The organism is Agromyces sp. Soil535 (assembly GCF_001428255.1).
GTDB lineage: Bacteria > Actinomycetota > Actinomycetes > Actinomycetales > Microbacteriaceae > Agromyces.
Window position 1 is genome coordinate 24510 of sequence record NZ_LMRW01000007.1, and the last position, 23509, is coordinate 48018.

Sequence of the window (23509 nt, forward strand, 5' to 3'; positions counted from 1 at the left end):
CCAAGTTCACGGCACGCGGCCGCCGTCGCCGCGCGCGGCGTGGGCACGACGCATGAGCAGTGCGCGCTCGCGCTCGTTCGAGGTCATCGCGGCGGCGCGCTCGAACTGCTCGGCGGCCTCGTCGCCTCGGCCGAGGCGCTCGTAGAGATCGCCGCGCACGCTGGGCACGAGGTGGTAGCCGCGCAGCGCCGGCACGTCCTCGAGCTGCTCGAGGAGCACGAGGCCGGCTTCTGGCCCCCGCGAGCGGCCGAGGGCGACCGCGCGATTGAGCTCGGCCACGGGCGAGCCCGTGCGGCGACCGAGCTGCTCGTAGAGGTCGGCGATGCGGTTCCAGTCCGTGTCGTCGACGGATGCCGCGCGCGCATGCTCAGCCGCGATCGCCGCCTGCAGCGCGTACGGTCCGGCGCCAGCTCCGGCCGCGGCCGCACCCTCGTCGGCGCGCGCGAGGGCGTCGAGGCCGCGGCGGATGCGCGAGGCATCCCAGCGCCGTCGGTCCTGCGCGTCGAGCAGGATCGGCTCGCCGTCGGGGCCGGCACGCGCCGCGAGTCGAGAGGACTGCAGTTCCATGAGCGCCGACAGGCCGTGCACCTCGGGGTCGTCGGGCACGAGCACGGTGAGGATGCGGCCGAGGCGCACTGCCTCGTCGCAGAGGGTCGGGCGCATCCAGTCGTCGCCCTCGGTCGCGGAGTAGCCCTCGTTGAACAGCAGGTACACGACACCGAGCACCGTCGAGAGGCGCTCCGCCCGCTCGGGGCCGCTCGGCTCCTCGATCGCGGCGCCCGCCTCGGCGAGCGTGCGCTTGGCCCGGGAGACGCGCTGCGCGACCGTGGCCTCGGGCGCCAGGTGGGCGCGCGCGATCTCGCGCGTCGAGAGGCCGGCGACGAGCTTCAGCGTGAGCGTGGTCTGCGCCTCGGGCGTGAGCGCCGGATGGCAGCAGATGAACATGAGGCGCAGCACGTCGTCCTCGACGTGGTCGATCCCGGCGCCGGGATCCTCCTCGACCGCCTCGGAGAGCTCGTGGGCGAGCGCCGCGAACGCTGCGTCGTACCGCGCGCGCCGCCGGAAGGCGTCCACGGCCCGGCGCTTCGCCGTGGTCATCAGCCACGCGCCCGGATTGTCGGGGATGCCCGTCTTCGGCCATTGCGCGAGCGCGGCGACGATCGCGTCCTGCGCGACGTCCTCGGCGAGCCCGACGTCGCGCACGATGCGCACGAGCGCGGCGATCAGCCGCGTCGACTCCAGCCGCCAGACGGCCTCGATCGCGGCGCGCGTCGTCTCCTCGCCCGTCTCGTCGCCCACGCGAGCATGAGACCACGCGCGCAGCCGGCACGCAAGGCGGCCGGGGTCAGAACTCGGCGATCTGGCGGATCTCGACGCTGCCCTCGAATCCCGGCCAGTGGTCCTTGTGCAGCTGCATCAGCCGCCGCCCCAGTTCGAGCGCCTCCTCGCGAGAGTGGACCTCGATGACCGCGTAGCCGCCGACGAGCTCCTTCGCCTCGGTGAACGGCCCATCGACCGCCTTGATGCTGCCGTCGACGAGCGAGACGATGGCGCCGGCCGCGCTCGGCAGCAGTCCCTGGCTGTCGACCAGGATGCCGGTGGCCCGCCCCCAGCGGTCGTACTCCGCCATCGCCTCGAACAGCTCGGCCGGCGGCTCGCCATTGGCCTCGCTGGACTTGATCAGGCACATGTATCGCATGGGATCCCTCCTGGCTGAGGCGCGCCCCTTCGGCGTGCCCTCACGATAGCGTCGGCGGCCCGGTCCCGTTCTCGACATGACCTCGGAGATTCCTCGAACTCGATGTCGAGAACGGATGCCGCACCACGACGTCATGGTGACCGACCCGATCGACCGGGTCCGACCGAAAGGAACGATCGCCATGAACACCGACCTCCGCACCGCGGCCCGGAGCACCGGCCGCGTCGATGCCGTGCGCCGACCGGCCCACGCGGGCGACCCCGCCACGCGCGTCCTCGTCACCGCGGGAGCCGTCGCCGGCCCGCTCTTCGTCGCCGTGGGCCTCGTGCAGGTGCTGACCCGCGAGGGCTTCGACCTGTCGCGGCATCCGCTCAGCCTCCTCTCGCTCGGCGACCTCGGCTGGATCCAGATCGCGAACTTCATCGTGGCCGGCGTGCTCATGCTCGCGTTCGCCGTCGGCGCGCGCCGGAGCCTCGGCGACGGGCCGGGCCGCGTCTGGGCGCCCGTGCTGTTCGCCCTCTACGGCGTGGGACTCGTGCTCGGGGGCGCGTTCACCGCGGACCCGGCACTCGGCTTCCCGGCTGGCACGCCGGACGGCTATCCCACCGAGTGGACGTTCCACGGCACCGTGCACGCGTTCGCCGCACCCCTCGCGTTCCTCGCGCTCGTGGCGGTGACGTTCGTGGTCGCCCGTCGTCTCACCTGGGAGGGCCACCGTGCTGCGGGCGTGTGGTCGCGGGTCATCGGCATCGCGTGCCTGCTCCTCTGCCTCCCGTTCGGGCCTGCGATGAGCGTGCGCCTGTTCGTGGGCGTCGCGCTCGGTTTCGCGTGGATCACGGCCTATGCGATCTCGCTGCTGCGCGAGCGCACGGTCACGGCGTGACGACGCGGGCCTTCCGGCGAACGGATGCCGCGGCATCCGTCTCGCCGGACCCGGCCGGTCACCAGGGCTCGCCGGCCTCGGGCACCAGCGAGCGCACGTGCTCGACCGCGTCGGGGAAGCAGGCGTCGAGCACCTCGGTGGCCGACACCTCGTTGCCGTAGTCGCCCGTGAGGCGAAGCCCGACGATCGTGTTGATCAGCATGCCGGTGGCGATGAACACACGAGCCTCATCGAGTGAGAAGCCGGCGTCGTCGCGGATGAACCGCCAGATGTCGCTGAATCCGGCGCGGGCGACTCGCCCGATCACGGGCTCGCCACCGAGCGCCGTGGAGTTCGCGATGACGGGGAGCATGCCGCGCTCGGCGAGCAGGTCGGTGTATGCGGTGCCCATGCGCTTGGCCCGGCCTTCGCGGTCGCCCGGCAGCGCACGACGGAACTCGTCGATGAGCCGCGCATAGGCGCGCTCGATCACGGCGACGAAGAGCTTCTCCTTGGTGCCGAACAGCCGCACCACGTAGGGCTGGCTCACGCCGGCGGCACGGGCGACCTCGTCGGTGGTCGTGCCCACGTACGTCTTCGCGCCGAAGACCGCGGTGGCCGCCTCGAGGATCAGCTCCCGGCGGTCGGCCGCCTTCATGCGCGGGGCGGCGACTTCGTTGATCGTCATGCTTGACATGTTATCAGTCGATTACTACTCTCAAGTAATCATTCGATAACAACCAAGGAGCGCCGCCGTGTCAACCGTCCTCGAAGCCGCATCCGCACCGCGCACGCCCCGCGCCGGCCGTCGCCGGCCGATCCCCCTCTGGCTCGTGCTCATCGCGACCGCCCTGCCGATGTTCATGGCCACCCTCGACAACCTCGTGATGACGAACGCCCTGCCCGTGCTTCACGAGGAGTTCGGGGCATCCGTCGAGGAGCTGCAGTGGTTCATGAACGCATACACCCTCGCGTTCGCGAGCACGATCCTCATGGCCGTCGCCCTCGGCGACCGCTTCGGCCGCCGCACGCTGTTCCTCATCGGCATCGCGGTCTTCACCGTGAGCTCGGCGTTCGCGGCGCTCGCCACCGACCCTGGCCAGCTCATCGCCGCCCGGGCGCTGCAGGGCTTCGGCGCGGCGGCGATCATGCCGCTGTCGCTCACCCTGCTCGCGGGCTCGGTGCCGCTCGCCCGCCGTCCGCTCGCGATCGGCATCTGGGGCGGCGTGGCGGGCCTCGGAGTCGCGACCGGCCCGCTCATCGGCGGCGCGGTGATCGAGGGCTGGGCCTGGCAGGCGATCTTCTGGATCAACGTGCCCGTCGGCGTTGTGTCGATCGCACTCGCGCTGCTCGCCCTGCCGAACAGCTTCGGGGCGCGACTCCGCGCCGACGTCGTGGGCCTCGTGCTCTCGGGTCTCGGGCTCCTCGCCCTCGTCTACGGCATCGTGCGCGGCAACGACGCGGGCTGGGACAGCCTCGAGGTGCTCGGCAGCCTCATCGCCGGCGGCATCCTGCTCGCCGCGTTCGTCGCGTGGGAGTCACGCGCGTCGGCACCGCTGCTTCCGCTCCGGCTGTTCCGCGACCGCAGCTTCACCGTCGCGAACGTCGCGGGCTTCGGGTTCAGCTTCGGCGCGTTCGGGTCGATCTTCATCCTGATCCAGTTCCTGCAGGTCGTGCAGGGCTCGACCCCGCTCGAGGCTGCGCTGCAGACCTCGCCCTGGACGCTCGCGCCCATGGTCGTCGCGCCGCTCGCCGGGTTCATCGCGCCCCGCGTCGGCACCCGCGCCCTCATCGTCACCGGACTGCTGGCACTGGGCGCCGCCCTGTTCTGGCTCACGGGGCTGCTCGACGCATCCGTGGAGTACCCGGCCTACGTCGCGCCGTTCATCCTGGCGGGCATCGGCATGGGGCTGGTGTTCGCACCCTCGGCCACGGCCGTGCTCGCCACCATGGCGCCCGACGACCATGCCAAGGCGAGCGGCACGAACTCGATGCTGCGCGAGGTGGGCGTCGCGCTCGGCATCGCGGTGTCGACGGCGGTGTTCACCGGCGCCGGCGGCGAGCTGACCCCGGCCGACTACGCGATGGGTGCCCAGCCCGCCGTGCTCGTGGGAGCCGGGGTGCTCGCAGCCTCCGGGCTGGTGGCCATGCTCCTGCCGTCGGGGAAGGCCGCGCGCAACCCTCAGCGCATCGCGCGGTAGGCGGCGCGCTCGTCGGGCGTGAGGTGCTCCGTCGCGTACGAGAGCATCGTCCGCGGCATCCGCGGGGCGTGCTCATCGAGGAATCCGGTGAGCACGCCCCGGTCGACGCGCTTGCCGACCTCACGCAGCATCCAGCCGACCGCCTTGTGCATCAGGTCCTCGCGGTCGTCGAGCAGTCGCGGCGCGAGCCGCAGGATGGGCCCGGCGTCGCCGGCCTTGATGAACGCGAACGTCGCGAGCACGGCGACCCGGCGCTCCCAGAGCGAGGCGGATGCCGCGAGCCGATCGAGCAGCGGATCGCCGCCGCGGCCCGCCTCCCGCAGGAACACCCCCACGAGGAACTCGGCGGAGCTGTCGACGAGGTCCCAGTTGTCCACGCGGCCGGCGTGCACGGCGTCGAGGAACGCGGCGTGCAGCGCGAGCCGTGCGCCCTCGTCCCGGGTGCGCGGCCGGCTCGCCACCTCGAACTGCCGCACCATCACGAGCAGCGCCGCGAGCCGGTGCTCGTGCACGGGACTCTCGAGAAGCGCCGAGGCCTCGGCGAGCGGCATCCGCTCGAACCGCTTCACGATCGCACGCGTCGCCGGCACCCTGACGCCGACGAACACGTCGCCCTCGCCGTACTCGCCGGGGCCGGTCTTGAAGAAGCGCTGCAGGAACGCGGCGTCCTGCGGGTCGCCGGCCGCATCGATGGCGGCGGCGAGCTCTGCAGCGGTCGAGTCGGATGGGTGGGTCGCTCCTGCCACGGTGGCACTCTAGCGGTCCTGCCCGGCGTGCCTTCTGGGCACGTCGACGGGCGCGGGGGGTCGTGATCGACCTCGCCCGCGCCCGTCAGTGGTTGGCCGGGGATGCGCGCCGGGGCTCAGCGCGAGCCTCCCGTCGGCGACAGGTCGTCGTCGACCGTGTCGGCCGGATGCTCCGGCGTGGACTCCGGGCCGCTGGTCGGCGACAGGTCGTCGTCGACGTCGGTCGGAATGCCCGTCTTCAGCTCACGGATCGCCGCGTTCGCCCGTGCCTCGGCGAAGGCGCTGAGGCGCGCGCCCTGCATCTCTGCAGCGGTCACGTCGGCGGCTGCCTGTGCCTCGGCGTACGCGCTCAGGCGTTCGCCCTGCATGTCTGCAGCGCTCACGCCGACCGGAGCGCCCGCCTTCAGCTCACGGATGGCCTCCGGGCTGAGGTTCCGCGACGTGACTGCCCCAGCCTGCTGGGCGTGGAACTCGCGGATCGCCTCGGCGATGACCGCACGCTCGGTCGTGACCGGCTGTGCCGCGTGGAACTCGCGGATCGCCTCGGCGATGACCGCACGCTCGGTCGTGACCGGCTGGGTCGCGTGGAACTCGCGGAGCGCATCGGCGCTCCACGTGGTCGCACCAAGGGCCTGCTGAGGCGAGGTCGCGTGGAATTCGCGGAGCGCGTCTGTGCTCCACGAGCTCGCACCAAGGGCCTGCTGAGGCGAGGTCGCGTGGAATTCGCGACGCGCGTCTGTGCTCCACGAGCTCGCACCAAGGGCCTGCTGAGGCGAGGTCGCGTGGAATTCGCGACGCGCGTCTGCGCTCCACGCTCGCTGGACGTCGGCCTCGACGGCCTTCGCGACCGACTCGGCCGCGATCCGGTCCTCGCCGCGGGTCGGCGAGAGGTCGTCGCGAACGATCACGTGACCGCGTGCGATTCCCATGGCGGCGGCGTTCGCCGCCGGGCGGAGGTCGTCTCTCACAGACCCGCCTTGCGCGGCTACTCCAGCGCAGCCGCTCATCAGCACTACCAACGACGCGGTGATGAGCACCGGTGCCGCCGTTCGTGTCTTCATGGTTACATTCCTTTCGGGTGGGGATACCGCCTGGTTGGGGGTATGGCCGAAGTTACGAGCGGCGGCGCAGCGCCGGATCCGTGCAGCCACCCCGCCTGGCCTCGGAATATTCCTGAGTTTCTCTCAGTACAATCCGCCCGCGGCTGCTCCGAACGGAGCCCGCCAGCCCTGAGACCCGGCTCCTGGCACGGGTGTGCGCGGCACGGCGAACTCCGTCGCGGAATCTTGCGTCCACGCAAGAAAGCCGCGCCGGGCCGCAACACATCGCGGGAAGCCTGCATCTAGCCTTGAAGCAGCGGCCGATCGGCCGCATCCATGCCGCGCTCGCGGCCGCACCCGGGGAACGGAGGTTCACATGTCGAACACCACGATCGACGCCATCGTCGGCGAACCCGAGGTCCTCGAGGACGAGGTCTCCGCGGCCGACATCGCGCTCGCGGCCGACGTCGAGACCGACCCCGCGTGGCTCCGACTCAAGGAGTCCGCGACGCGGCTCCAGGCGCTGCAGGCGAAGGACGGCTCGGTGCCCGAGGAGGGCGACGCAGTGCCCGATGCGCGTGGCGAGGCATCCGCGCTCGTCGACGCGGTCGTGGAGTCGATCGAGGAACTCGCACCGCGGTTCCCGCACGAGTCCGCGTACCTCGCGGCATCCGTGGTGGACTTCCGCCGCTGGCAGGCAGAGGGCTTCGGCGCGCCCGACTTCCTCGACTCGCTCGTGGAGTTCCAGCCGCAGCGGCACCGCATCGACGGCATCCGCCACCTCGTCGTGTTCCCGATGGTCACGCAGAACGGCTCGCCGGACCGCCATGTCGAGGCGCTCGTCGTCGAGACGATCTGGCCCGAGTTCGTCGCCGCGCTCGAGGCCGGCGACTACTCGAACAAGCTGTTCGTGAGCCTGCGGCTCGTCGACTTCACGCCCGGGTACGACACGAACTCGGCGGTGCTGTTCCCTGAGACCGTGGCGATGCGCGAGATCCCGCCGTTCACGTGGGGCGCGATCTTCCAGGACCGCGAGGCTGCCCGGTACCGCAGGGTGGTGCGCGCGGCATCCGAGATCACGAAGCTCGAGCTGCCGGATGACGCGGCCGCACTGCTCGACGACCAGGAGCTCGCCGAGCGCACGTTCGTGATGTGGGACATCATCCACGACCGCACCCACATGCGCGGCGACCTGCCGTTCGACCCGTTCATGATCAAGCAGCGGATGCCGTTCTTCCTGTACTCGCTCGAGGAGCTGCGGTGCGACCTCACCGCGTTCCGCGAGTCGGTGAAGATCGAGCGCAGCCTGCGCAAGCGGGCGACTGAGCACACCGAGGGGGAAGGCGAGGCGCTGTCGGCGGTCGACTCGCAGCTGCTCGAACACGGCAAGCTCGTGCAGTACGCGGTGATCTTCGACCGCATCTTCCGGTTCGCCATCACGGGCTCGCGCGTGCGCAACTACGACGGACTCGGCGGCCAGCTGCTGTTCGCGTGGCTGCACCGCAAGCACGTGCTCGAGTGGACGGATGTCTCGCTGAGGTTCGACTGGGACGCGGTGCCCGACGCCGTCGTGGAACTGGGCGACGCGATCGACGAGCTCTACTGGAAGTCGATCGACCGCCCGAAGACGGCGCACTGGCTCGCCGCGTACGACCTCGTGCGCAGCGTGGTGACGCCGAACCCGGCGTCGGCGTGGGCCGAGGGGCTGCCACGCGAGGTGCTCGCCGGCCCGCCGAAGGGCTACACCGACCTCATGATGGACGACGAGTTCCCGCTGTCGATGTTCTACGAGGCCCTCGACAAGAAGATGAAGCCGGTCATCGAGTCGACCGTCGGCATCACCGCGGCCACGCCCGACGCCTGATCGAGGCGACGAACCCCGATCGAGCCACGCCGAGCGGCCGCGGATGCCGCATCCGAACAGCTGCTCGGCGTGGCTCGCCGTATGAGAGGCTGGCAATGTGACCGAATCGAGCGACGTGCAGGGTCGGACGGTCCTCATCGCGGGAGCGACAAGCGACTCCGGCCGAGCGGTGGCCAGCGCCCTGCTCGGCGCCGGCGCGCGGGTCGTCGCGGTGGGCAGCGACCAGGGACGGCTCGAGGCGCTCGAAGCCGAGATCCCCGGAGTGATCGTCGAGCAGGCCGACCTCGCCGACGAGGATCACGTGCTCGAGCTCGCGATGCGGGTGCACGGGCGTGTCGGCGACATCGACGGCGTGATCCACCTCGTCGGTGGCTGGCGAGGCGGCGGCGGCATCTCGGGGCAGACCGAGGAGGACTACCGCGTGCTCGAGCGCTCGTTCACCGCGCTCCGCCACGTGAGCCGGGCCTTCTGGGGGGACCTCGTCACCTCGACCGCCGGCCGCATCGCGATCGTGTCGTCGGTCATGGTCGAGTCACCCACGGCCGGCAGCGCGAACTACGCCGCCGTCAAGGCGGCGAGCGAGTCGTGGATGCGCTCGCTCGCCCACGGCTTCGCCCCGCGACCGGTCGACGAAGCCGGGGCACTGCAGGAGCGCGAACCAGGAGGCGGGGCGGCCGTCGTGTTCCGCGTGAAGTCGCTCGCCGGCCTCGAGGAGCGGCTCGCGGCATCCGTCGTCGACCTCTGGCGAGCGGATGCCGCAGAGCTCAACGGGTCCGTCGTCGAGCTCGTCGAGCCCGCCTGACGGCCGACGCCACAGCGCCCGGGATCGTGCCGGGGGTCAGTTCGTGCCGTCGGTCGCGTGCACGGCGTAGCCCCAGCAGCCCGCATCCTGCCAGCGGTACCCCTTGCCGCTCTTCGCGTCGCCGTGCAGGGCGAACTCCCAGGCCGCGACCTCATCTGGCGTGAGGTCGGCGGGCATCGCCGGGAAGCGGTTGGAGGTGTCGGCGCCCGGGTTCCACCACTCCCAGTAGAGGTACTCGTGGCGGGCCTCGGCCATGCAGATGAGCACGAGCTGCTGGAACTCGAGCCATGCCTGGCGTTCCGCCGCGTTCGGCGGCGCGGCGTCGGGATCGGGCATGCTCGGCGGACCGCCCGGTGCCGGCTCGTCGGAGGTACGGCGGTCGCCGTCGGGCGTCGGGGCCGGCGTGGGGGCGGACCCGGTGGGCGGCTCGCCGGCCGGCGGCTCGGATGCCGGCGGGGTCGGTTGGGGCGTGGCGCCGCGCCCCGGCTGCGTGGCACCGTCGGCGCCGCTCGCCGAACCGGTCGGCTGCGGGGCCGACGTGGCGCCCGGCCCGGCTTCGTAGGTTCCCGGATCGCCCGACGCGGGCGCGGGATATCGTGCGTCGTAGAAGACGGGTGCGCCCGTGGTCGCGGCGGCGGCACCCACGAAGACAGCGGCCACGAGGGCGGCGGCGACGCCCGCGCTCAGCAGTAGCGTCCGGCGCATGGGGCCCCCCTCCCGGCGTCGTCGGCGCGTCGTTGGCGCCAGTGCGTGTCCGGATATGCTATACGCCGATCCGTGTCCCCCGAAAGGGGGCGGGTCACACCGAGGCGACGGGTTCCTTGCGCTACGCCGGGGGCGTCGCGGCATCCGGGGCCGGACCGTCGCCCCGCGTCGCGGCATCCGATGCGGGACCGTCGTCCGTCACCACGGCCGGCATGACCTCCCGGGCGGTGTCGGCCGGGTCGGCCTGCGCGCGGCTGAGGAGGACGAACGGCGCGGCGATCGCGGTGATCACGCCGCTCCAGAGCATGGATCCGCTGTAGCCGCCGAGGTCTGCCGAGCGGCCCAGGATGGGCTGGAACACCGCGCCGCCTGCGCTGCCCAGGAGCGAGTCGAAGGACAGCACGGTCGCTCGCTGCTTCGACGGGATCATGTCGTTGAGGTACGCGCGATGCACCGGGTCGTCGATCGACGACGCAATGCCCCAGACGGCGAGCAGCACGATGGCCACCCAGAAGTTGGTCGTGAACGCGAGCGCGACGAGGACCACCGCGCTCGACACCGTCGCAAGCAGGATGGCGGACGTGCGCTTGCGGAAGAGCCGCCGCGCGTACGGCGCGAGCACCCCGCCCACGATGCCCGCCCCCGAGAGGATGGCGGCCGCAAGCCCTGCGATCGAGTACGCACCCTCGTCGCCCCAGAGCTCGAGGAGGTACGGCTGGAGGGCGTAGAAGACGTAGATGCCGACGCCGGCTGTGAACGGGGTGGCGAGCATGAGCCATCGCACGGGCGGGTTGCCGAGGCCGTAGCGGACCGACGCCCGCAACACGTTGCCGGTCGCCTTCAGCGGCCCCACGCCTCGCTCGGGCGTGAACCCGAGGTCGCGCATGAGCAGGGCGGCGACGATGAACATGAGCGCGAGCACGCCCCCGCGGATGAGGAAGGGCACGCCGAGGTTGGTGAGCTGCGCCACGACGCCGCCGAGCACGGACCCCGCAAGCATCGCCACGCTTCCCACGATCATGGCACGTCCGAAGACGGTCTCGAGGCTGCCGCGGTACCCGGTGGCGTGGAGCGCGTCGACGAGCCAGGCGTCGACCGCGCCGGAGAAGAACGTGAACCCGAGCCCGAGCAGCACCGACACGATCGCCCACGCCCAGAACGGCGACTCCCACACCCAGAGCAGCCAGTACATCACGGTGGTCACCGCAAGCGTGATGGTGCCGAGCAGGTAGGAGGCACGTCGCCCGAGCGTGTCGGCGACCACGCCCGTCGGGATCTCGAAGATGAACATGCCGGCGCTGAAGAACGCGTTCGCGGCGAACGCCTCGAGGTTGGTGAGGCCCGCGTCGAGCAGGAACAGCGTGTTGATGCCCCAGATGAAGGAGGCAGCGAGGGTGTTGCCGAGCATGAGCGTGTAGTACACCGCCTGCACGCTCTGCGGGGTCGGAGCACGTCGCGCCGCGGCGTTCACGAGGACCTCCGAGATTGCGTCACCCGATCATCTTGCTCCCGCGCACGCCGCCAGCCAAGGGTGGATGACGGTGTGGCGCGGTGCGTTGACCCGGGGTGGCCCCGCCGATACTCTCCGGGCATGGTGCGCTTCCTCATCCGCGTGGCGGTCTTCGTCGGCTCCGCCGCGCTCGGCCTGTTCCTCGCGTCGCTGCTCATACCCGGGTTCCATGTCCACCTTGCGGGTTTCCTCGTCGCGATCCTGGTCTTCGCGATCGCGCAGGCATTGATCGAGTGGCTGGTCGAGCGGATCTTCCATCGATCGTCGCCCACCGTCGCGGGCATCGCGGGACTGCTCTCCACGTTCCTCGCGCTGTGGATCGCGACGCTCTTCACTGACGGCCTCAGCTTCGACGACGTCGGCGCCTGGATCCTCGCCGCGGTCGTCGTCTGGCTCACGACGGCGCTGCTCGGCTGGCTCGCAGCGAGGTTCCTGCTGCGGCCTCGGGGGGCCGAGCAGCAGCGCTGACGCCCCAGCGGCTCAGTGCATGTCGTCCTGGCCGGTGACGCGCGTGGCGAGGCCGACCCGTTGGGGTGACGGCGGGTCACTGTCGCTGGCGCACCCACTCCAACGCGTCTCGGTGCGCGCGGCGCACCGCCTCGCCGATCCACTCCGAACTCCGGTAGAGGCGCTCGGGACCGAGGCGTTCGAGCAGGCCGCCGGCCCCGAGCTGGTCGCGGACCCGATCGCTGGCGACCACGAGCCAGAGTGTGGAGTCGTGCTCTTCCAGGTCGTCGAGGTACCGGCCGAGCACCGCGATGGACGACAACCCGAGCTCGTCGATCCCGCGAAGTCGGAGGATGACGACGGATCCCCGGGAGTCGGCCCCCACCTTCGGCAACTGCGCCTCGAAGACGGGAGCGCTCGCATAGAACAGGCTGCCGTAGGGCTGCAGCACCACGACGTCGTGGGGCGGCAACGTGTGCACCGGGTCGACCTCGCGCATCCGACTGTCTCCATGGAACTCGAGCTGGCGGACGCGGAGGCGGTTGGATTGCTGGGCGACGAACAGGATGATGCCGAGGCCCACCCCCACGAGCACCGCGAACTGCAGCGGGATGATGAGCGTGAGCACGAACGTGACCGCCATGATGGCCGTCTGCAGCGGGCCCGTCTTCGCAACCGACAGCACCCGCGCAGGCTTGACGGCCTGCACGCCGACGACGATGAGCAGCCCGGCGAGCGCGGGCATCGCGACGAGGGAGACCACACCGGACGCGACGAGGATGACCAACGCCATGACCGCGGCCGCGATGAACAGGGCGAGGCGGGTCCGTGCGCCGGCTGCGACGATGAGCGCCGAGGCCGACATCGAGCCGCCGACCGGCATGCCCCTGAACACTCCGGCGGCGATGCTGCCGACGCCCTGGCCGATGAAGTTGCGGTCGGAGTTCGCCGGTTTCCCGTCGGCGTTCGGAACGCCGCCCGCCACGGCGGCGCCCTGCACGAGGCCCACGAACGCGAGCGAGAGCGCCGGCAGCGCAAGGTACGTGATGTCGCCGATGCTCGGGAGCACCGGAGCCGGAAGGCCCGTCGGCACGTCGGCGACATCGCCGACGGTCAGCACATCCCAGTCGAACACGAAGGTGAAGAGGGCGGCGAGCGCCGAACCCACGGCTATCGCGACCACGAGGCCGAGCGAGCGCAGCGGCGTTCGCGTGAGCACCACGATGAGCGCGATCGTGACCAGTCCGACGATCACCGTCGGCAGGTCGAACAGCCAGAAGTGCGCGAACGTGTCGACCGCCCTGAAGAGCCGGTTCGCCCCTTGGCCGGCGTACCCGGTCAGATTCGTGAGCTGTCCGAGCACGATGTTGACTCCGACCGCCGTGACGAACCCCACCATGACGGCAGTCGGCACGAAGCGCAGCATCCGGCCGCCCCCGAGGACGCCCGCGATGATCATGAAGACGCCGGTGAGCATGGCGAGCGTGTACAGCGCGCGATCGGGGTCGGGCAGAGTGCCGAGGTCGGTGTCGGCGACGATGAGCGCCATCGCGCCCGTCGCCTGTACGGCCATGAACGAGCTGCTGGTGAACAGCGCGGCTCCCGCCATCCCGAACAGGAAGGCGTAGATGCCTCCGACCGGGTTGACCCCGGCGAGCAGTCCGATCGCGAGCCCGTCGGGAACGCTCTCGACGCCGAGCACGACGCCCGCGAGCGCGTCCTTCCCGAGCGTCTCCCGGCGGAATACCCCGCGGACGCGGCGCAACCTCGCGGCGAACCACGATTCGCGGGGCGCGGCGACTCCCATGGACCGAACCCTACTCGGGGAACGCCTTGCCCGGATTCAGCGTGCCGAGCGGGTCGAGCGCACGCTTCACCGCGGCGTGCAACGCGATGACCCGCTCCCCGAGCTCCTCGCGCGCGCCCGGCAGCTTCAGGAGCCCGACGCCGTGCTCGCCCGTCACCGTGCCGCCGAGCGCGCGGCAGTCGTCGACGATGCGGGCGAACGCGAGCTTCGCGCGGTCCTTCGCCGCGTCGTCGCCCTCGGGCGCGATGATCAGCGGGTGCAGGTTGCCGTCGCCCGCGTGGGCGATGTTCGCGATCAGCACGTCGTGCTCGGCCGCTGTCGCCTGGATGCGCGAGAGCATCTCGGGCACCGCGCGGCGCGGCACGCAGATGTCCTCGGTGAGCACCGGACCGAGTCGCTCGAGCGCGGGGTAGGCGAGCCGGCGGGCGAGGAACAGCCGATCGGCGTCGGCTCCGTCGGCGGCCTGTGCGACTGAGATCGCGCCGGCCTCCGCCATGATGCGGGCCACGGATGCGGCGAGCGCCTCGCCCGTTGCTCCGACTTCGTCGACCTTGGCGAGCAGCATCGTGTCGACGCCGTGTGGGAGCCCCAGCGACTGCCACGCGTCGACCGCCTCGACGCACGTGCGGTCGATGAGCTCGAGCGCGGCGGGCACGATGCCCGCCGCCGTGATCTCCGCGACGGCGACCCCTGCCGCCCGCAGGGACCCGAACGAACCGACCACCGCTCGCTCGTCGCGACCGCCGAGCGGCAGCAGCCGGAGCGTGACCTCGGTGACGATGCCGAGCGTGCCCTCCGACCCGACCATGAGCGCGGTGAGGTCGTACCCGGTGACGCCCTTCGCCGTGCGGCGGCCGAGCGCCACCACGTCGCCGTCGGCGAGCACCACCCGCATCCCGAGCACGTAGTCGCCGGTCACGCCGTACTTCACACAGCAGATACCGCCCGCATTCGTCGCGACGTTGCCGCCGATCGTCGAGATGCGGTAGCTCGCCGGATCCGGCGGGTACCAGAGGCCGTGCGCGGCGACCGCTTCGCGGAGCGTGTCGTTGATCACGCCCGCTTCGGCGACGACGTACCGCTCGTCGGCGTTCACCTCGACGATGCTGGTCATCCGCTCGAGCGAGACCACGATGCTGCGGGCCATCGCGTTCGCGCCGCCCGACAGTCCGGTGCCCGCCCCACGCGGCACGACATGCAGGCCGGATGCCGCCGCGAGGCGCACCACGGCCGACACGTCCTCCTCGCGCTCGGCGAGCACCACCGCGAGCGGCGGCTCGAACGGGGCCCACTCGGCGTCGTCGTGCGCGTAGGCGTCGAGCGACGCGGCATCCGTGAGCACCTGGTCGGGCCGGAGCATCCGCCGCAGGTCTGCGACGACGGCGCCGGGGCCGACGGCGTTGGCTGCGGTCATGCGGATGCTCCTCGCTTCGGCGGCCGACGGATGCGACTCACCCTGTGCTCTGCGCGTGGAGCTTCGATCGCCAGTCGGGCGGCACGAGGCCACGCGGTGCCGGCGAGCCCTGCCCGATGGGGCGGCTGGCGGGCGCAGCGAGCGGCGGTCCCGCCACGGACTGCCCCGCCGCATAGTCCCAGAACCAGTCCTCGCCGGGCTCGAACGACTGCGCGATCGGATGCCCCTCCTCGTGTGCGTGGCGCGAGGCGTGCTGCTCGGGCGAGCTGTCGCAGCACCCGACGTGCCCGCACTGGGCGCAGCGACGCAGGTGCAGCCACCATCCGCCGGCGGCGAGGCACTCGACGCACCCCTCGCTCGACGGCGGCACGTCGGGATCGATGGCCGGGGTCTCGTCGGTCATGCGAGCGAGCTTAGCCGCGCGTGACGACCGTGTCCTCTCGTCCTGACACGACGCCCGGGTGTAGCTTGTGGCCAGCACCACGACCGAGCATCGGAGGTTCGCGCATGGAGGGTTTCTGGAATCTGTTCTGGTGGTTCTTCTGGGCGTTCGCCTTCGTCGCGTACCTGATCGTGCTGTTCTCGATCCTGGTTGACATCTTCCGCGACCACACGCTGAACGGCTGGCTGAAGGCGGTCTGGATCCTCTTCCTCGTCTTCGTCCCGTTCATCACCGGGCTCGTCTACATCATCGCCCGAGGGGAGGGCATGGCGGAGCGGATGGGCGGCGGCAGCGGCGGGCAAGCGCTGCACACCGCGCAGGACGACTATTACGGCAACAGGTAGGGAGACCCGGATTCCGCGTCAGAACCGCCGAGCGAACGGCAGCGGCCTTCGCATGCGGATCAGCAGCACGATCGGGATGAGCACGTACGGCAGGTTGAACGCCAGGAATTTCACGGGGTTCGGCGTGACCCACTCGGGCTCGCCGACGAACTCCACCCCGAACACGATGATGCCCGTGATCGTCGCGATCATCGTGGCGTGGATCACGCTCGGCAGCTGGATCCAGTTCCAGCCCCTCACGAGCGAGATCACGAGCAGCACGGAGAAGACGGGGTAGACGAACGCCGACAGGCCGGTGACGAAGCGCATCCACACGGGCGGGTCCATGAACAGCGGATCGGCGTCGTGCGCGTACCACCAGTTGGCGTTCACGAGGAAGTTCGGCGACGGCTGCGAGAAGTCCACGCCGAGCGTCGGCAGCATGTCGCTGATCATGCTCGTCACGGTGAACAGCGAGAACACCACGATGAAGAACCAGTCGAACGGGCGGTCGCGAAGGCGCAGGTTCGAGGCGAGATCCGGTGCAGCCGTCATGGGTCGAGAGCGTAGATGAAATGCATCGCACGTGTCGATGCCCGCCACCCGAGCGCGTCGATATGGTGACGGCATGATCCACGTGCCGCGCACGAGAGGATGACGACATGTCGAAGTACCTGATCCTGATCTTCCAGGACGAGTCAGCAGCGCAGTCCGCAGGGGAGACCGTGAACCCCGCCTACCGCGAGTTCATGGATCGCCACGCGAGTGCACTGCTCGGCGGTGTCGCGCTCGAGTCGCCCGCCACCGGCACCTCCATTCGTCGCGACGACGATGGCGGGGTCAGTGTGACCGACGGCCTCTTCGCCGAGTCGAAGGAGGTGGTCGGCGGGTACTTCCTGATCGAGGCGGCCGACCTCGACGCAGCGCTCGAGATCGCCAAGGATGTTCCGGCGGGAGCGGGCGTCGAGGTACGGCCGGTGCGGCTGGCGAGCTGATGCCCGAGGGCGCCAGCCCGAAGGCAGCCTCCGCCGAGGTCGCCGCCGCTGTCGCGGAGGCCCACCGGCGCGAGTGGGCCTTCGTGCTGGCGGCCACCGTGCGCGTCGCCGGCGACATCGACACCGCCGAGGAGGCCGTGCAGGACGCGTACGCGAGTGCGCTCGCCACATGGGGAGCCCGCGGCATCCCGTCGAATCCCGGTGCGTGGCTCACGACCGCTGCTCGCCGACGCGCGCTCGACCTGCTGCGCCGCGAGGCGACCGCCCGCCGTGCGCTGCCGAAGCTCGTCGAGCCCGAACCCCCGCCGGTCGACGAGCAGGCGGACGCCGCTGCGGCGATCCCCGACGACCGGCTCGCCCTGATCTTCACGTGCTGCCACCCGGCCCTCGCGGTCGACACGCAGGTCGCGCTCACCCTTCGTCTCCTCTGCGGGCTGTCGACGGCGGATGTCGCGCGCGCGTTCCTCGTGCCCGAGCCGACGATGGCGGCCCGCATCACCAGGGCGAAGAAGAAGATCGCGACGGCGGGGATCCCGTACCGAGTGCCCGACGCCCGGGAGCTCGGCCCACGACTCGACGGGGTGCTCTCGGTCGTGCATCTCGTCTACACGACCGGGCACACCGCGCCATTCGGGGCGGACCTCATGCCCCGCGATCTCGCGGAGCGCGGCCACGAACTCGCCCGCCTCCTGCGTGCGCTGCTTCCGGACGACCCGGATGTCGCGGGATTGCTCGCGCTCGTCGTGCTCACCGAGGCGCGACGTGACGCTCGAGTGGACACCGCGGGCGACCTCGTGCTCATGGAGGATCAGGACCGCTCGCGCTGGAATCAGCGGGGGATCGCGGAGGGCACGACCCTGGTGCGCGAGGCCCTGCGCGCCCGACCACCAGGGCGTTTCGCCCTGATGGCGGCGATTGCAGCGGTGCACGACGAGAGCCCGTCGTGGTCCGCCACGGACTGGGGCGAGATCCTCGGTCTCTACGACCTGCTGGCCGAGATCTGGGTCTCCCCGGTCGTCCGGCTGAACCGCGCGATAGCGCTCGGCTTCGCGGTGGGGCCGGCCGAGGCGCTCGTCGAGCTCGACGATCTTGCGGCCGATCCGCGGCTCGCCCGGTATCCCTACCTCGCCGCGGCCCGCGCAGACATGCTCCAGCGGCTCGGCCGCTCGCGGGAGGCGCGACTCGCGTACGAGGAGGCGATCATCCTCACGGACAACGCGGCGGAGCAGGACTTCCTGCGACGGCGCCTCGAGACCATGGACTCGACGAGCTGATCGACGGCGGAGGACGCTACGGCGCGCCGACGGGCACGGCATCGACGGGCAGCATGTCGACCGGGAGCGCCTCGAGGCGCTCCCGCATCCGGATGAGGTCGCGAGCGTGCCGGTCGAGGCGACGGTCCTCGGCCGAGCGGAGTTCGAGCGGATCGACCGGCCGAGCGCGACCGTCGGGCCCGGGATCGACGAAGATGCTCACGCACTGCGTGGTCAGCTCGAGGGCCTCCGGAGTCCGAGGCGAGCCCGACCGCACGCGCACGGCGATGTGCATGCGCCCCGCCCAGGCGTGGATGAGCCTCGCATCGACCTCCACGATGTGCCCGATGCGGATGGGACGGAAGAAGTGGATGCCGCCCGAGTACACGGCCCTGGCGGCGGTGGAGGACCAGCCGGCTGCACAGGCGTACGCCGCCTCGTCGATCCATCCCATGACCGTTCCTCCGTGCGCATTGCCGCCCCAGTTGGCGGCGCTCGGCGCGGCGAGGAAGCGGAAGACGGTCTGCGGGGTCGTCCCCTCATGGGTGTAGTGCTGCTCCATCATGGCGTCGCGGATCTCCCGTCGGGCGGCGAGGCGCTGCTCGGCTCGCTCGTTCAGGATGCGGTCGGTGTCGGTCGACGGCGTCCACCGGGGGACCTCGCGCGGCATCCCGTCATCGTCGACCGCGACGAACACCAGGATGCAATGCGTGGCGGGCACGTACGCCCGGCTCTGCACGTCGGCCGCTTCGATCACGACCAGCACCTGCATGCTCGTGCGGCCCGTGTGGATGATGCGCGCGTGCGCCTCCACCAGGTCGCCCGCGGTGATCGGCGCGGTGAACTGGACGTTGCCGACGTACGCGGTGACACAGTACGACCCGCTCCAGCCGACCGCACACGCGTAGCCGGCCTTGTCGATCCACTCGAGGACGCGGCCGGCGGCGACCGTCGTGCCGCCCGCGGCCGAGTCCTGTGGAGAGGCGAGGAAGCGCAGCGTGATCCGGTCCTTCATCTTGACAGGATCGCAGCGTGCCCACGGTTTTGACGCGAATCTCGAGTGAAAGAACCGGGGTTCTTTCATGTTGAGCAAAGGATGCCGCACTCGCGTGCGACACGTGATCAGTCCAGCTCGCGCAGTTGCGTCGTGCGCTCGCTCGGCGCGTCGCCGGTGTTCACGGTGCCCTGGGGCTCGATGAGGATCGCCGAGACCTCCGCGTCGGCGCGCGGACAGTGCTCGACGCCGCGCGGCACGACGTAGACGTCGCCCGGTGCGAGCTCGACGTCCCCGTCGCGGAGCTGGATCACGAGCCGTCCCGAGATCACCATGAAGAGCTCATCGGTGTCGGGGTGACTGTGCCACGTGAACTCGCCGAGGAGCTTCACCACCTTGACGTCGTAGTCGTTCACACTCACGAGTCGTCGGGGCTGCCATGGCTCAGAGAACGAGTCGAGTGCGGCCTGCAGGTTTCGTACCTCTGCGCTCATCCCTCGATTCTCGACGGGCGTGCCTTCGGAGTTGATGCCCATCGCGCGAATTGGCAGGGGTTTGCGCATCTTCGGCTTCAACTCGTCCAGGGAGGGGGTTGACGCGGCATCCGCTCGTGCCTACAGTTAAGCACATCATTAAATAAGGAGTTGCTTACATGGCAGGTGCCGCGGACGAGCTCAGCCTCGTATTCCAGGCGCTCGCCGATCCGACGCGGCGCGCGATCATCTCGCGCCTCCGCAGCGGGCCGACGACCGTCGGGGAGCTGGCCGAGCCGTTCGCGATGAGCCGCCCCGCGATCTCGCAGCACCTGAAGGTGCTCGAGCGCGCCGGCCTCATCGAACGCACCGCCGATGCGCAGTGGCGCCGGTGCACCCTCCGAACGGAGCCGCTCGACGAGGCATCCGCCTGGGTCGAACGGCACCGCGACGAGTGGAACGAGCGTTTCGACCTGCTCGACGAGCGACTCCGCGAGCTGAAGGGACAGACGGATGCCTGAGCAGACCGCCACCGGAATGAAGCAGTTCACGATCACCCGCGTCTTCGACGCACCCCGCGACCTCGTCTGGCAGGCGTGGACGACCGAGGCGGACGCCGCCGCGTGGTGGCACCCGCGCGGCATCGAGATCAAGCCGGGCAGCGTCGCCGTCGACGTCCGCGTCGGCGGCCGCTACGCCTACACGATGGTGAACCCCGCCGACGGTGAGGAGTACCCGACGGCCGGCGTCTACCGCGAGGTCACCCCTCCCGAGCGGCTCGTGTTCACCTGGGCGTCGCCCGGCGACCCCGACGAGGAGGCGCCCGTCATCACGGTGGAGCTTCGCGAGTTGCCCGAGGACCGCACCGAGATGCGGTTCCACCTCGTCGGATGGGCGGGCGAGCCCGGCGACGGCGACGTGTACGACGGATGGGATTCCGCCTTCGACGTGCTCGCGGAGCAGCTCGCTGGAGGGAGCGCCTGATGGGCCGGCTCACCGTCGAGCAGATCGTGAGCGTCGACGGGTACGCCGCCGACTCCGACGGCGGCATCGACTTCTTCGAGGCCGTCGACGAGGTCGACGCGAACGATGCCGACCAACTCGCGTTCCTCGAGCACATCGACGCCATCCTGCTCGGAGCGAACACCTACCGGATGTTCGCGGGGTACTGGCCGACCGCCGACCCCGAGGTCGAACGGGTCGCAGAGCCCATCAATCGGCTGCCGAAGTTCGTCGTGTCGAACGGACTGACGGCGGCCCCATGGGGCGACGGCTCGATCGAGATCCTCAGCGGCGACGGCGCGACATCGGTCGCCGCGCTCAAGGAGCGCCATGCGGGGATCGTGGTCTGGGGCAGCCTCACCCTCGCCGACGCGCTCTTCCGCGCCGGCCTCGTCGACGAGCTGCGCCTGCGGATCGTGCCCGTGCTGATCGGCGCCGGTCGCCCGTTCACGCCCGCCGACCTCGGCGAGCGGCGGCTCGCGCTCGACCACGTCGTGTCGCACCCGAGCGGGCACGTCGGCCTCACCTACCTGGTGCGCTGAGCGGCATCGGGCTCGGCGGAGCGGGATTCGGCCGAGCCCGGCTCCGCCTGACGGATGGGAGGATGGTTCGGTGACCGATCAGCTCCACGACACCACCCTCCGCGGCTTCGCCTCCGACAACTATTCGGGCGTGCATCCCGAGATCCTCGCGGCGATCGCGGCCGCGAACGACGGCCACCAGGTCGCCTACGGCGAAGACGTCTACACCGAGCGCCTGCAGCAGGTGTTCGCGCAGCACTTCGGCCAGGGCGTCGAGGCCTTCCCCGTGTTCAACGGCACGGGCGCGAACGTCACGGGGCTCCAATCGATGCTTCCGCGCTGGGGCGCGGTCATCTCCGCATCGACCGCGCATATCAACTCCGACGAGGGCGGGGCTCCTGAGCGCGTCGGCGGGATGAAGCTCCTTACGCTGCCGACGCCCGATGGCAAGCTCACCCCCGAGCTCATCGACCGCGAGGCGTGGGGCTGGGGCGACGAGCACCGCGCGCAGCCGCTCGTCGTGTCGATCACGCAGACCACCGAGCTCGGCACCGCGTACACGGTCGATGAGATCGGTGCGATCGCCGACCACGTGCACGAGCGCGGCATGAAGCTGCACCTCGACGGCGCGCGCCTCTCCAACGCGGCCGCGTCGCTCGGACTCCCGCTCCGCGCCTTCACACGCGACGTCGGCGTCGACGTGCTGAGCTTCGGCGGCACCAAGAACGGCGCGCTCGGCGCCGAGGCGATCGTGGTGCTGAACCCTGCGGCATCCGAGGGCCTGAAGTACCTGCGCAAGCTGAACATGCAGCTCGCCTCGAAGATGCGGTTCGTCTCCGCGCAGCTCATCGCGCTGCTCGAGGGCGACCTGTGGCTGCGCAGCGCCTCGCATGCGAACGCCATGGCGCGCCGCCTGCGCGACGCGCTCGACGCGGGCATCGCCGCGGGCGACCTGCACGGCCTCGGCTTCACGCAGGAGACGCAGTCGAACGGCGTGTTCGCGACACTGCCGCAGGGCGTCGCCGACCGGCTGCGCGAGCGGTTCCGCTTCTACGACTGGGATGCCGCACGCGGGGAGGTGCGCTGGATGTGCTCGTTCGACACGAGCGAGGAGGACATCGACGCGTTCGTGGCGGGGATCCGCGAGGAGCTCGCCCGGGCGTAGCGCCCGACCGGAACGCGCTCAGGCACGACCGGCCGGCGCGCCCAGCTCATCGGCGATCGAGCCCGCCCAGGCCTCGATCGCGGCCCAATCGCGGAAGTCGCCCACGGGCATGGCCTCCGCGGGCGCCCACTTGGCCATCCGGTCGACGCCGCGGAGCTTCTCGAGCTGGAAGGCGCCGAAGAAGACCTGCATGCCGCGAGGGCTGATCGCCGCCTCGAACTCGGCGAACTCCTTGGGCTCCGCGCCCGCGAGCACATCGTGGCCCTTGGCATCCAGCTTGTCGGTGCCGACCGGGCCGCTGCTGAACAGCCACACGGGGTGCGAGACGAGGACGTCCTGGTTGCGGCGGACGAACTTCCGGGCGTCCTTGCGCCACCGGAACATGTACGCGGCGGACCCGACCACGTACGCGTCGTACTCGGTCGCGTCGTCCACGTCCTTGCACCGTACGACGTCGGCCTCGAGGCCTCGTCGTCTCAGCACGTCCCCGATCCGCTCGGCGATGCCCTGCGTCGCCCCGTACTTGCTCGCGTAGGCGACCAGTATCTTCATGTCGGCTCCTTCTCCGGGGCACGACCGGCCGGCGCGCCCAGCTCATCGGCGATCGAGCCCGCCCAGGCCTCGATCGCGGCCCAGTCGCGGTAGTCGCCCGCGGGCATCAGGTCCCGGATCGCCGGCATCCACACGACGATCCGATCACGACCGCTGATGCCCTCGGGGTCGTACGCGCCGAAGAAGACCTGCCGTCCGCGCGGATGGATCAGGTCTTCGAACTCGGCGAACTGCTTGGGCTCGGCCCCGGCGAGCACGTCGTTGCCGTCCTTGTCGACCGTGTCAGCGCCGAGCGGGCCGCTGCTGAACAGCCATACGGGGTGGGTGGCGAGCATCTCCGCATTGCGCTTCACGAACCTCGTGGCGTCCTTCCTCCAGTTGAACATGTACGCAGCGGATCCGACGACGCATGCGTCGTACCCGGTCGCGTCGTCCACATCCGCGCACCGCACGACCTCGACCTCGTGGCCCCGTCGACTCAACACCTCTCCGATCCGCTGGGCGATGCCCTCCGTGGCACCGTACTTGCTCGAATACGCCACGAGCACCTTCATCGCGAACCCCTCTCTCTCCATGTCTGTCCGGCGGGCACAGGCGCGACGGTACGCCGCGATCCCCCCCGGCAGGCGGCCGAAGGTCCCGCCGCTTGCTGAGAGTATGCGGATACATGGAATAGCGGATGCCGCGAAGCG

The 23509-nt window shown here is 70.8% G+C and carries 27 protein-coding genes; 12 read left to right on the top strand and 15 right to left on the bottom strand.

The window, feature by feature from the left end:
* Positions 1-6: 6 nt before the first annotated feature.
* The gene (locus ASG80_RS07475; protein WP_056729552.1) at positions 7-1299 is read right to left on the bottom strand and encodes an RNA polymerase sigma factor; all 1293 of its coding nucleotides are present in this window, start codon (positions 1297-1299) and stop codon (positions 7-9) included.
* A gap of 46 nt (positions 1300-1345) precedes the next feature.
* A complete protein-coding gene (locus ASG80_RS07480; protein ID WP_056729553.1) occupies positions 1346-1699 on the bottom strand; it encodes a YciI family protein in 354 nt (117 codons plus the stop codon).
* Positions 1700-1880: 181 nt separating this feature from the next.
* On the opposite strand from ASG80_RS07480, the gene ASG80_RS07485 reads away from it, so the two are divergent.
* Entirely contained in the window at positions 1881-2582 is a 702-nt protein-coding gene (locus tag ASG80_RS07485; RefSeq protein ID WP_162256607.1) for a DUF998 domain-containing protein, read from the top strand.
* A gap of 58 nt (positions 2583-2640) precedes the next feature.
* Here ASG80_RS07485 and ASG80_RS07490 read toward each other — a convergent pair whose 3' ends face one another.
* Positions 2641-3249, bottom strand: coding sequence for a TetR/AcrR family transcriptional regulator (locus tag ASG80_RS07490; RefSeq protein ID WP_162256608.1), 609 nt, complete (start codon positions 3247-3249; stop codon positions 2641-2643).
* 67 nt (positions 3250-3316) lie between these two features.
* Here ASG80_RS07490 and ASG80_RS07495 point away from each other — a divergent pair, with 67 nt between their 5' ends.
* Positions 3317-4762, top strand: a complete 1446-nt coding sequence (locus ASG80_RS07495) for a DHA2 family efflux MFS transporter permease subunit (RefSeq protein ID WP_056729556.1) — start codon at positions 3317-3319, stop codon at positions 4760-4762.
* Here ASG80_RS07495 and ASG80_RS07500 read toward each other — a convergent pair.
* Both ASG80_RS07500 and ASG80_RS07505 read right to left on the bottom strand, forming a co-directional pair.
* Positions 4744-5508, bottom strand: coding sequence for a DNA alkylation repair protein (locus tag ASG80_RS07500; protein WP_056729557.1), 765 nt, complete (start codon positions 5506-5508; stop codon positions 4744-4746). The two genes, ASG80_RS07495 and ASG80_RS07500, sit on opposite strands and share 19 nt — an antisense overlap.
* Before the next feature lie 116 nt (positions 5509-5624).
* A complete protein-coding gene (locus ASG80_RS07505; RefSeq protein WP_156401712.1) occupies positions 5625-6569 on the bottom strand; it encodes a hypothetical protein in 945 nt (314 codons plus the stop codon).
* A 355-nt stretch (positions 6570-6924) separates the two neighbouring features.
* Here ASG80_RS07505 and ASG80_RS07510 point away from each other — a divergent pair, with 355 nt between their 5' ends.
* Positions 6925-8412, top strand: coding sequence for a DUF6421 family protein (locus ASG80_RS07510; protein WP_056729559.1), 1488 nt, complete (start codon positions 6925-6927; stop codon positions 8410-8412).
* A gap of 97 nt (positions 8413-8509) precedes the next feature.
* Positions 8510-9214 (top strand): SDR family oxidoreductase, encoded by a 705-nt coding sequence (locus tag ASG80_RS07515; RefSeq protein ID WP_056729560.1) that lies wholly within the window; start codon positions 8510-8512, stop codon positions 9212-9214.
* 36 nt (positions 9215-9250) lie between these two features.
* On the opposite strand, the gene ASG80_RS07520 is transcribed toward ASG80_RS07515, so the two are convergent.
* Complete coding sequence (locus ASG80_RS07520; RefSeq protein WP_056729561.1) at positions 9251-9919, bottom strand: hypothetical protein; 669 nt, start codon at positions 9917-9919, stop codon at positions 9251-9253.
* Positions 9920-10040: 121 nt separating this feature from the next.
* Positions 10041-11390 carry an MFS transporter gene (locus ASG80_RS07525; protein ID WP_082589897.1) on the bottom strand — a complete coding sequence of 450 codons (1350 nt, stop codon included), beginning with the start codon at positions 11388-11390 and terminating at the stop codon, positions 10041-10043.
* Between the two features lie 120 nt (positions 11391-11510).
* Here ASG80_RS07525 and ASG80_RS07530 point away from each other — a divergent pair, with 120 nt between their 5' ends.
* Positions 11511-11897 (top strand): phage holin family protein, encoded by a 387-nt coding sequence (locus ASG80_RS07530; protein ID WP_056729562.1) that lies wholly within the window; start codon positions 11511-11513, stop codon positions 11895-11897.
* A 76-nt stretch (positions 11898-11973) separates the two neighbouring features.
* On the opposite strand, the gene ASG80_RS07535 is transcribed toward ASG80_RS07530, so the two are convergent.
* From ASG80_RS07535 to ASG80_RS07545, 3 genes are read right to left on the bottom strand one after another with little or no spacing between them, the layout of a single operon-like run.
* Entirely contained in the window at positions 11974-13683 is a 1710-nt protein-coding gene (locus tag ASG80_RS07535) for a SulP family inorganic anion transporter (protein ID WP_082589899.1), read from the bottom strand.
* Positions 13684-13693: 10 nt separating this feature from the next.
* Positions 13694-15097, bottom strand: a complete 1404-nt coding sequence (locus ASG80_RS07540) for an FAD-binding oxidoreductase (RefSeq protein ID WP_056729563.1) — start codon at positions 15095-15097, stop codon at positions 13694-13696.
* Between the two features lie 37 nt (positions 15098-15134).
* Positions 15135-15500, bottom strand: coding sequence for a UBP-type zinc finger domain-containing protein (locus ASG80_RS07545; protein ID WP_056729564.1), 366 nt, complete (start codon positions 15498-15500; stop codon positions 15135-15137).
* Between the two features lie 104 nt (positions 15501-15604).
* Here ASG80_RS07545 and ASG80_RS07550 point away from each other — a divergent pair, with 104 nt between their 5' ends.
* The gene (locus ASG80_RS07550) at positions 15605-15883 is read left to right on the top strand and encodes a PLDc N-terminal domain-containing protein (protein ID WP_369816233.1); all 279 of its coding nucleotides are present in this window, start codon (positions 15605-15607) and stop codon (positions 15881-15883) included.
* A gap of 18 nt (positions 15884-15901) precedes the next feature.
* Here ASG80_RS07550 and ASG80_RS07555 read toward each other — a convergent pair whose 3' ends face one another.
* Positions 15902-16417 carry an emopamil-binding family protein gene (locus ASG80_RS07555; RefSeq protein ID WP_056729565.1) on the bottom strand — a complete coding sequence of 172 codons (516 nt, stop codon included), beginning with the start codon at positions 16415-16417 and terminating at the stop codon, positions 15902-15904.
* 107 nt (positions 16418-16524) lie between these two features.
* Here ASG80_RS07555 and ASG80_RS07560 point away from each other — a divergent pair, with 107 nt between their 5' ends.
* Positions 16525-16857 (top strand): YciI family protein, encoded by a 333-nt coding sequence (locus ASG80_RS07560; protein WP_056729566.1) that lies wholly within the window; start codon positions 16525-16527, stop codon positions 16855-16857.
* Entirely contained in the window at positions 16857-18131 is a 1275-nt protein-coding gene (locus ASG80_RS07565) for an RNA polymerase sigma factor (RefSeq protein WP_056729567.1), read from the top strand. The genes ASG80_RS07560 and ASG80_RS07565 overlap by 1 nt, the downstream gene beginning before the upstream one ends.
* Positions 18132-18147: 16 nt before the next feature.
* On the opposite strand, the gene ASG80_RS07570 is transcribed toward ASG80_RS07565, so the two are convergent.
* Both ASG80_RS07570 and ASG80_RS07575 read right to left on the bottom strand, forming a co-directional pair.
* On the bottom strand, positions 18148-19125 hold the full coding sequence (locus ASG80_RS07570) for an acyl-CoA thioesterase (RefSeq protein ID WP_056729568.1): 978 nt from the start codon (positions 19123-19125) through the stop codon (positions 18148-18150).
* Positions 19126-19232: 107 nt separating this feature from the next.
* Positions 19233-19598 carry a cupin domain-containing protein gene (locus ASG80_RS07575; RefSeq protein WP_056729626.1) on the bottom strand — a complete coding sequence of 122 codons (366 nt, stop codon included), beginning with the start codon at positions 19596-19598 and terminating at the stop codon, positions 19233-19235.
* A 158-nt stretch (positions 19599-19756) separates the two neighbouring features.
* Between ASG80_RS07575 and ASG80_RS07580 the strand changes: the two genes are divergently transcribed.
* From ASG80_RS07580 to ASG80_RS07595, 4 genes are all read left to right on the top strand, one after another.
* On the top strand, positions 19757-20098 hold the full coding sequence (locus tag ASG80_RS07580; protein ID WP_056729569.1) for a helix-turn-helix transcriptional regulator: 342 nt from the start codon (positions 19757-19759) through the stop codon (positions 20096-20098).
* Positions 20091-20561: an SRPBCC domain-containing protein gene (locus ASG80_RS07585; RefSeq protein WP_056729570.1), complete on the top strand. Its 471-nt coding sequence runs from the start codon at positions 20091-20093 to the stop codon at positions 20559-20561. The genes ASG80_RS07580 and ASG80_RS07585 overlap by 8 nt, the downstream gene beginning before the upstream one ends.
* Entirely contained in the window at positions 20561-21121 is a 561-nt protein-coding gene (locus ASG80_RS07590) for a dihydrofolate reductase family protein (RefSeq protein WP_056729571.1), read from the top strand. The genes ASG80_RS07585 and ASG80_RS07590 overlap by 1 nt, the downstream gene beginning before the upstream one ends.
* Before the next feature lie 70 nt (positions 21122-21191).
* Positions 21192-22265, top strand: a complete 1074-nt coding sequence (locus ASG80_RS07595) for a low specificity L-threonine aldolase (RefSeq protein WP_056729572.1) — start codon at positions 21192-21194, stop codon at positions 22263-22265.
* Between the two features lie 18 nt (positions 22266-22283).
* On the opposite strand, the gene ASG80_RS07600 is transcribed toward ASG80_RS07595, so the two are convergent.
* Complete coding sequence (locus ASG80_RS07600; protein WP_056729573.1) at positions 22284-22817, bottom strand: flavodoxin domain-containing protein; 534 nt, start codon at positions 22815-22817, stop codon at positions 22284-22286.
* Positions 22814-23371, bottom strand: coding sequence for a flavodoxin domain-containing protein (locus ASG80_RS07605; protein ID WP_056729574.1), 558 nt, complete (start codon positions 23369-23371; stop codon positions 22814-22816). The genes ASG80_RS07600 and ASG80_RS07605 overlap by 4 nt, the downstream gene beginning before the upstream one ends.
* Positions 23372-23509 lie beyond the last annotated feature (138 nt).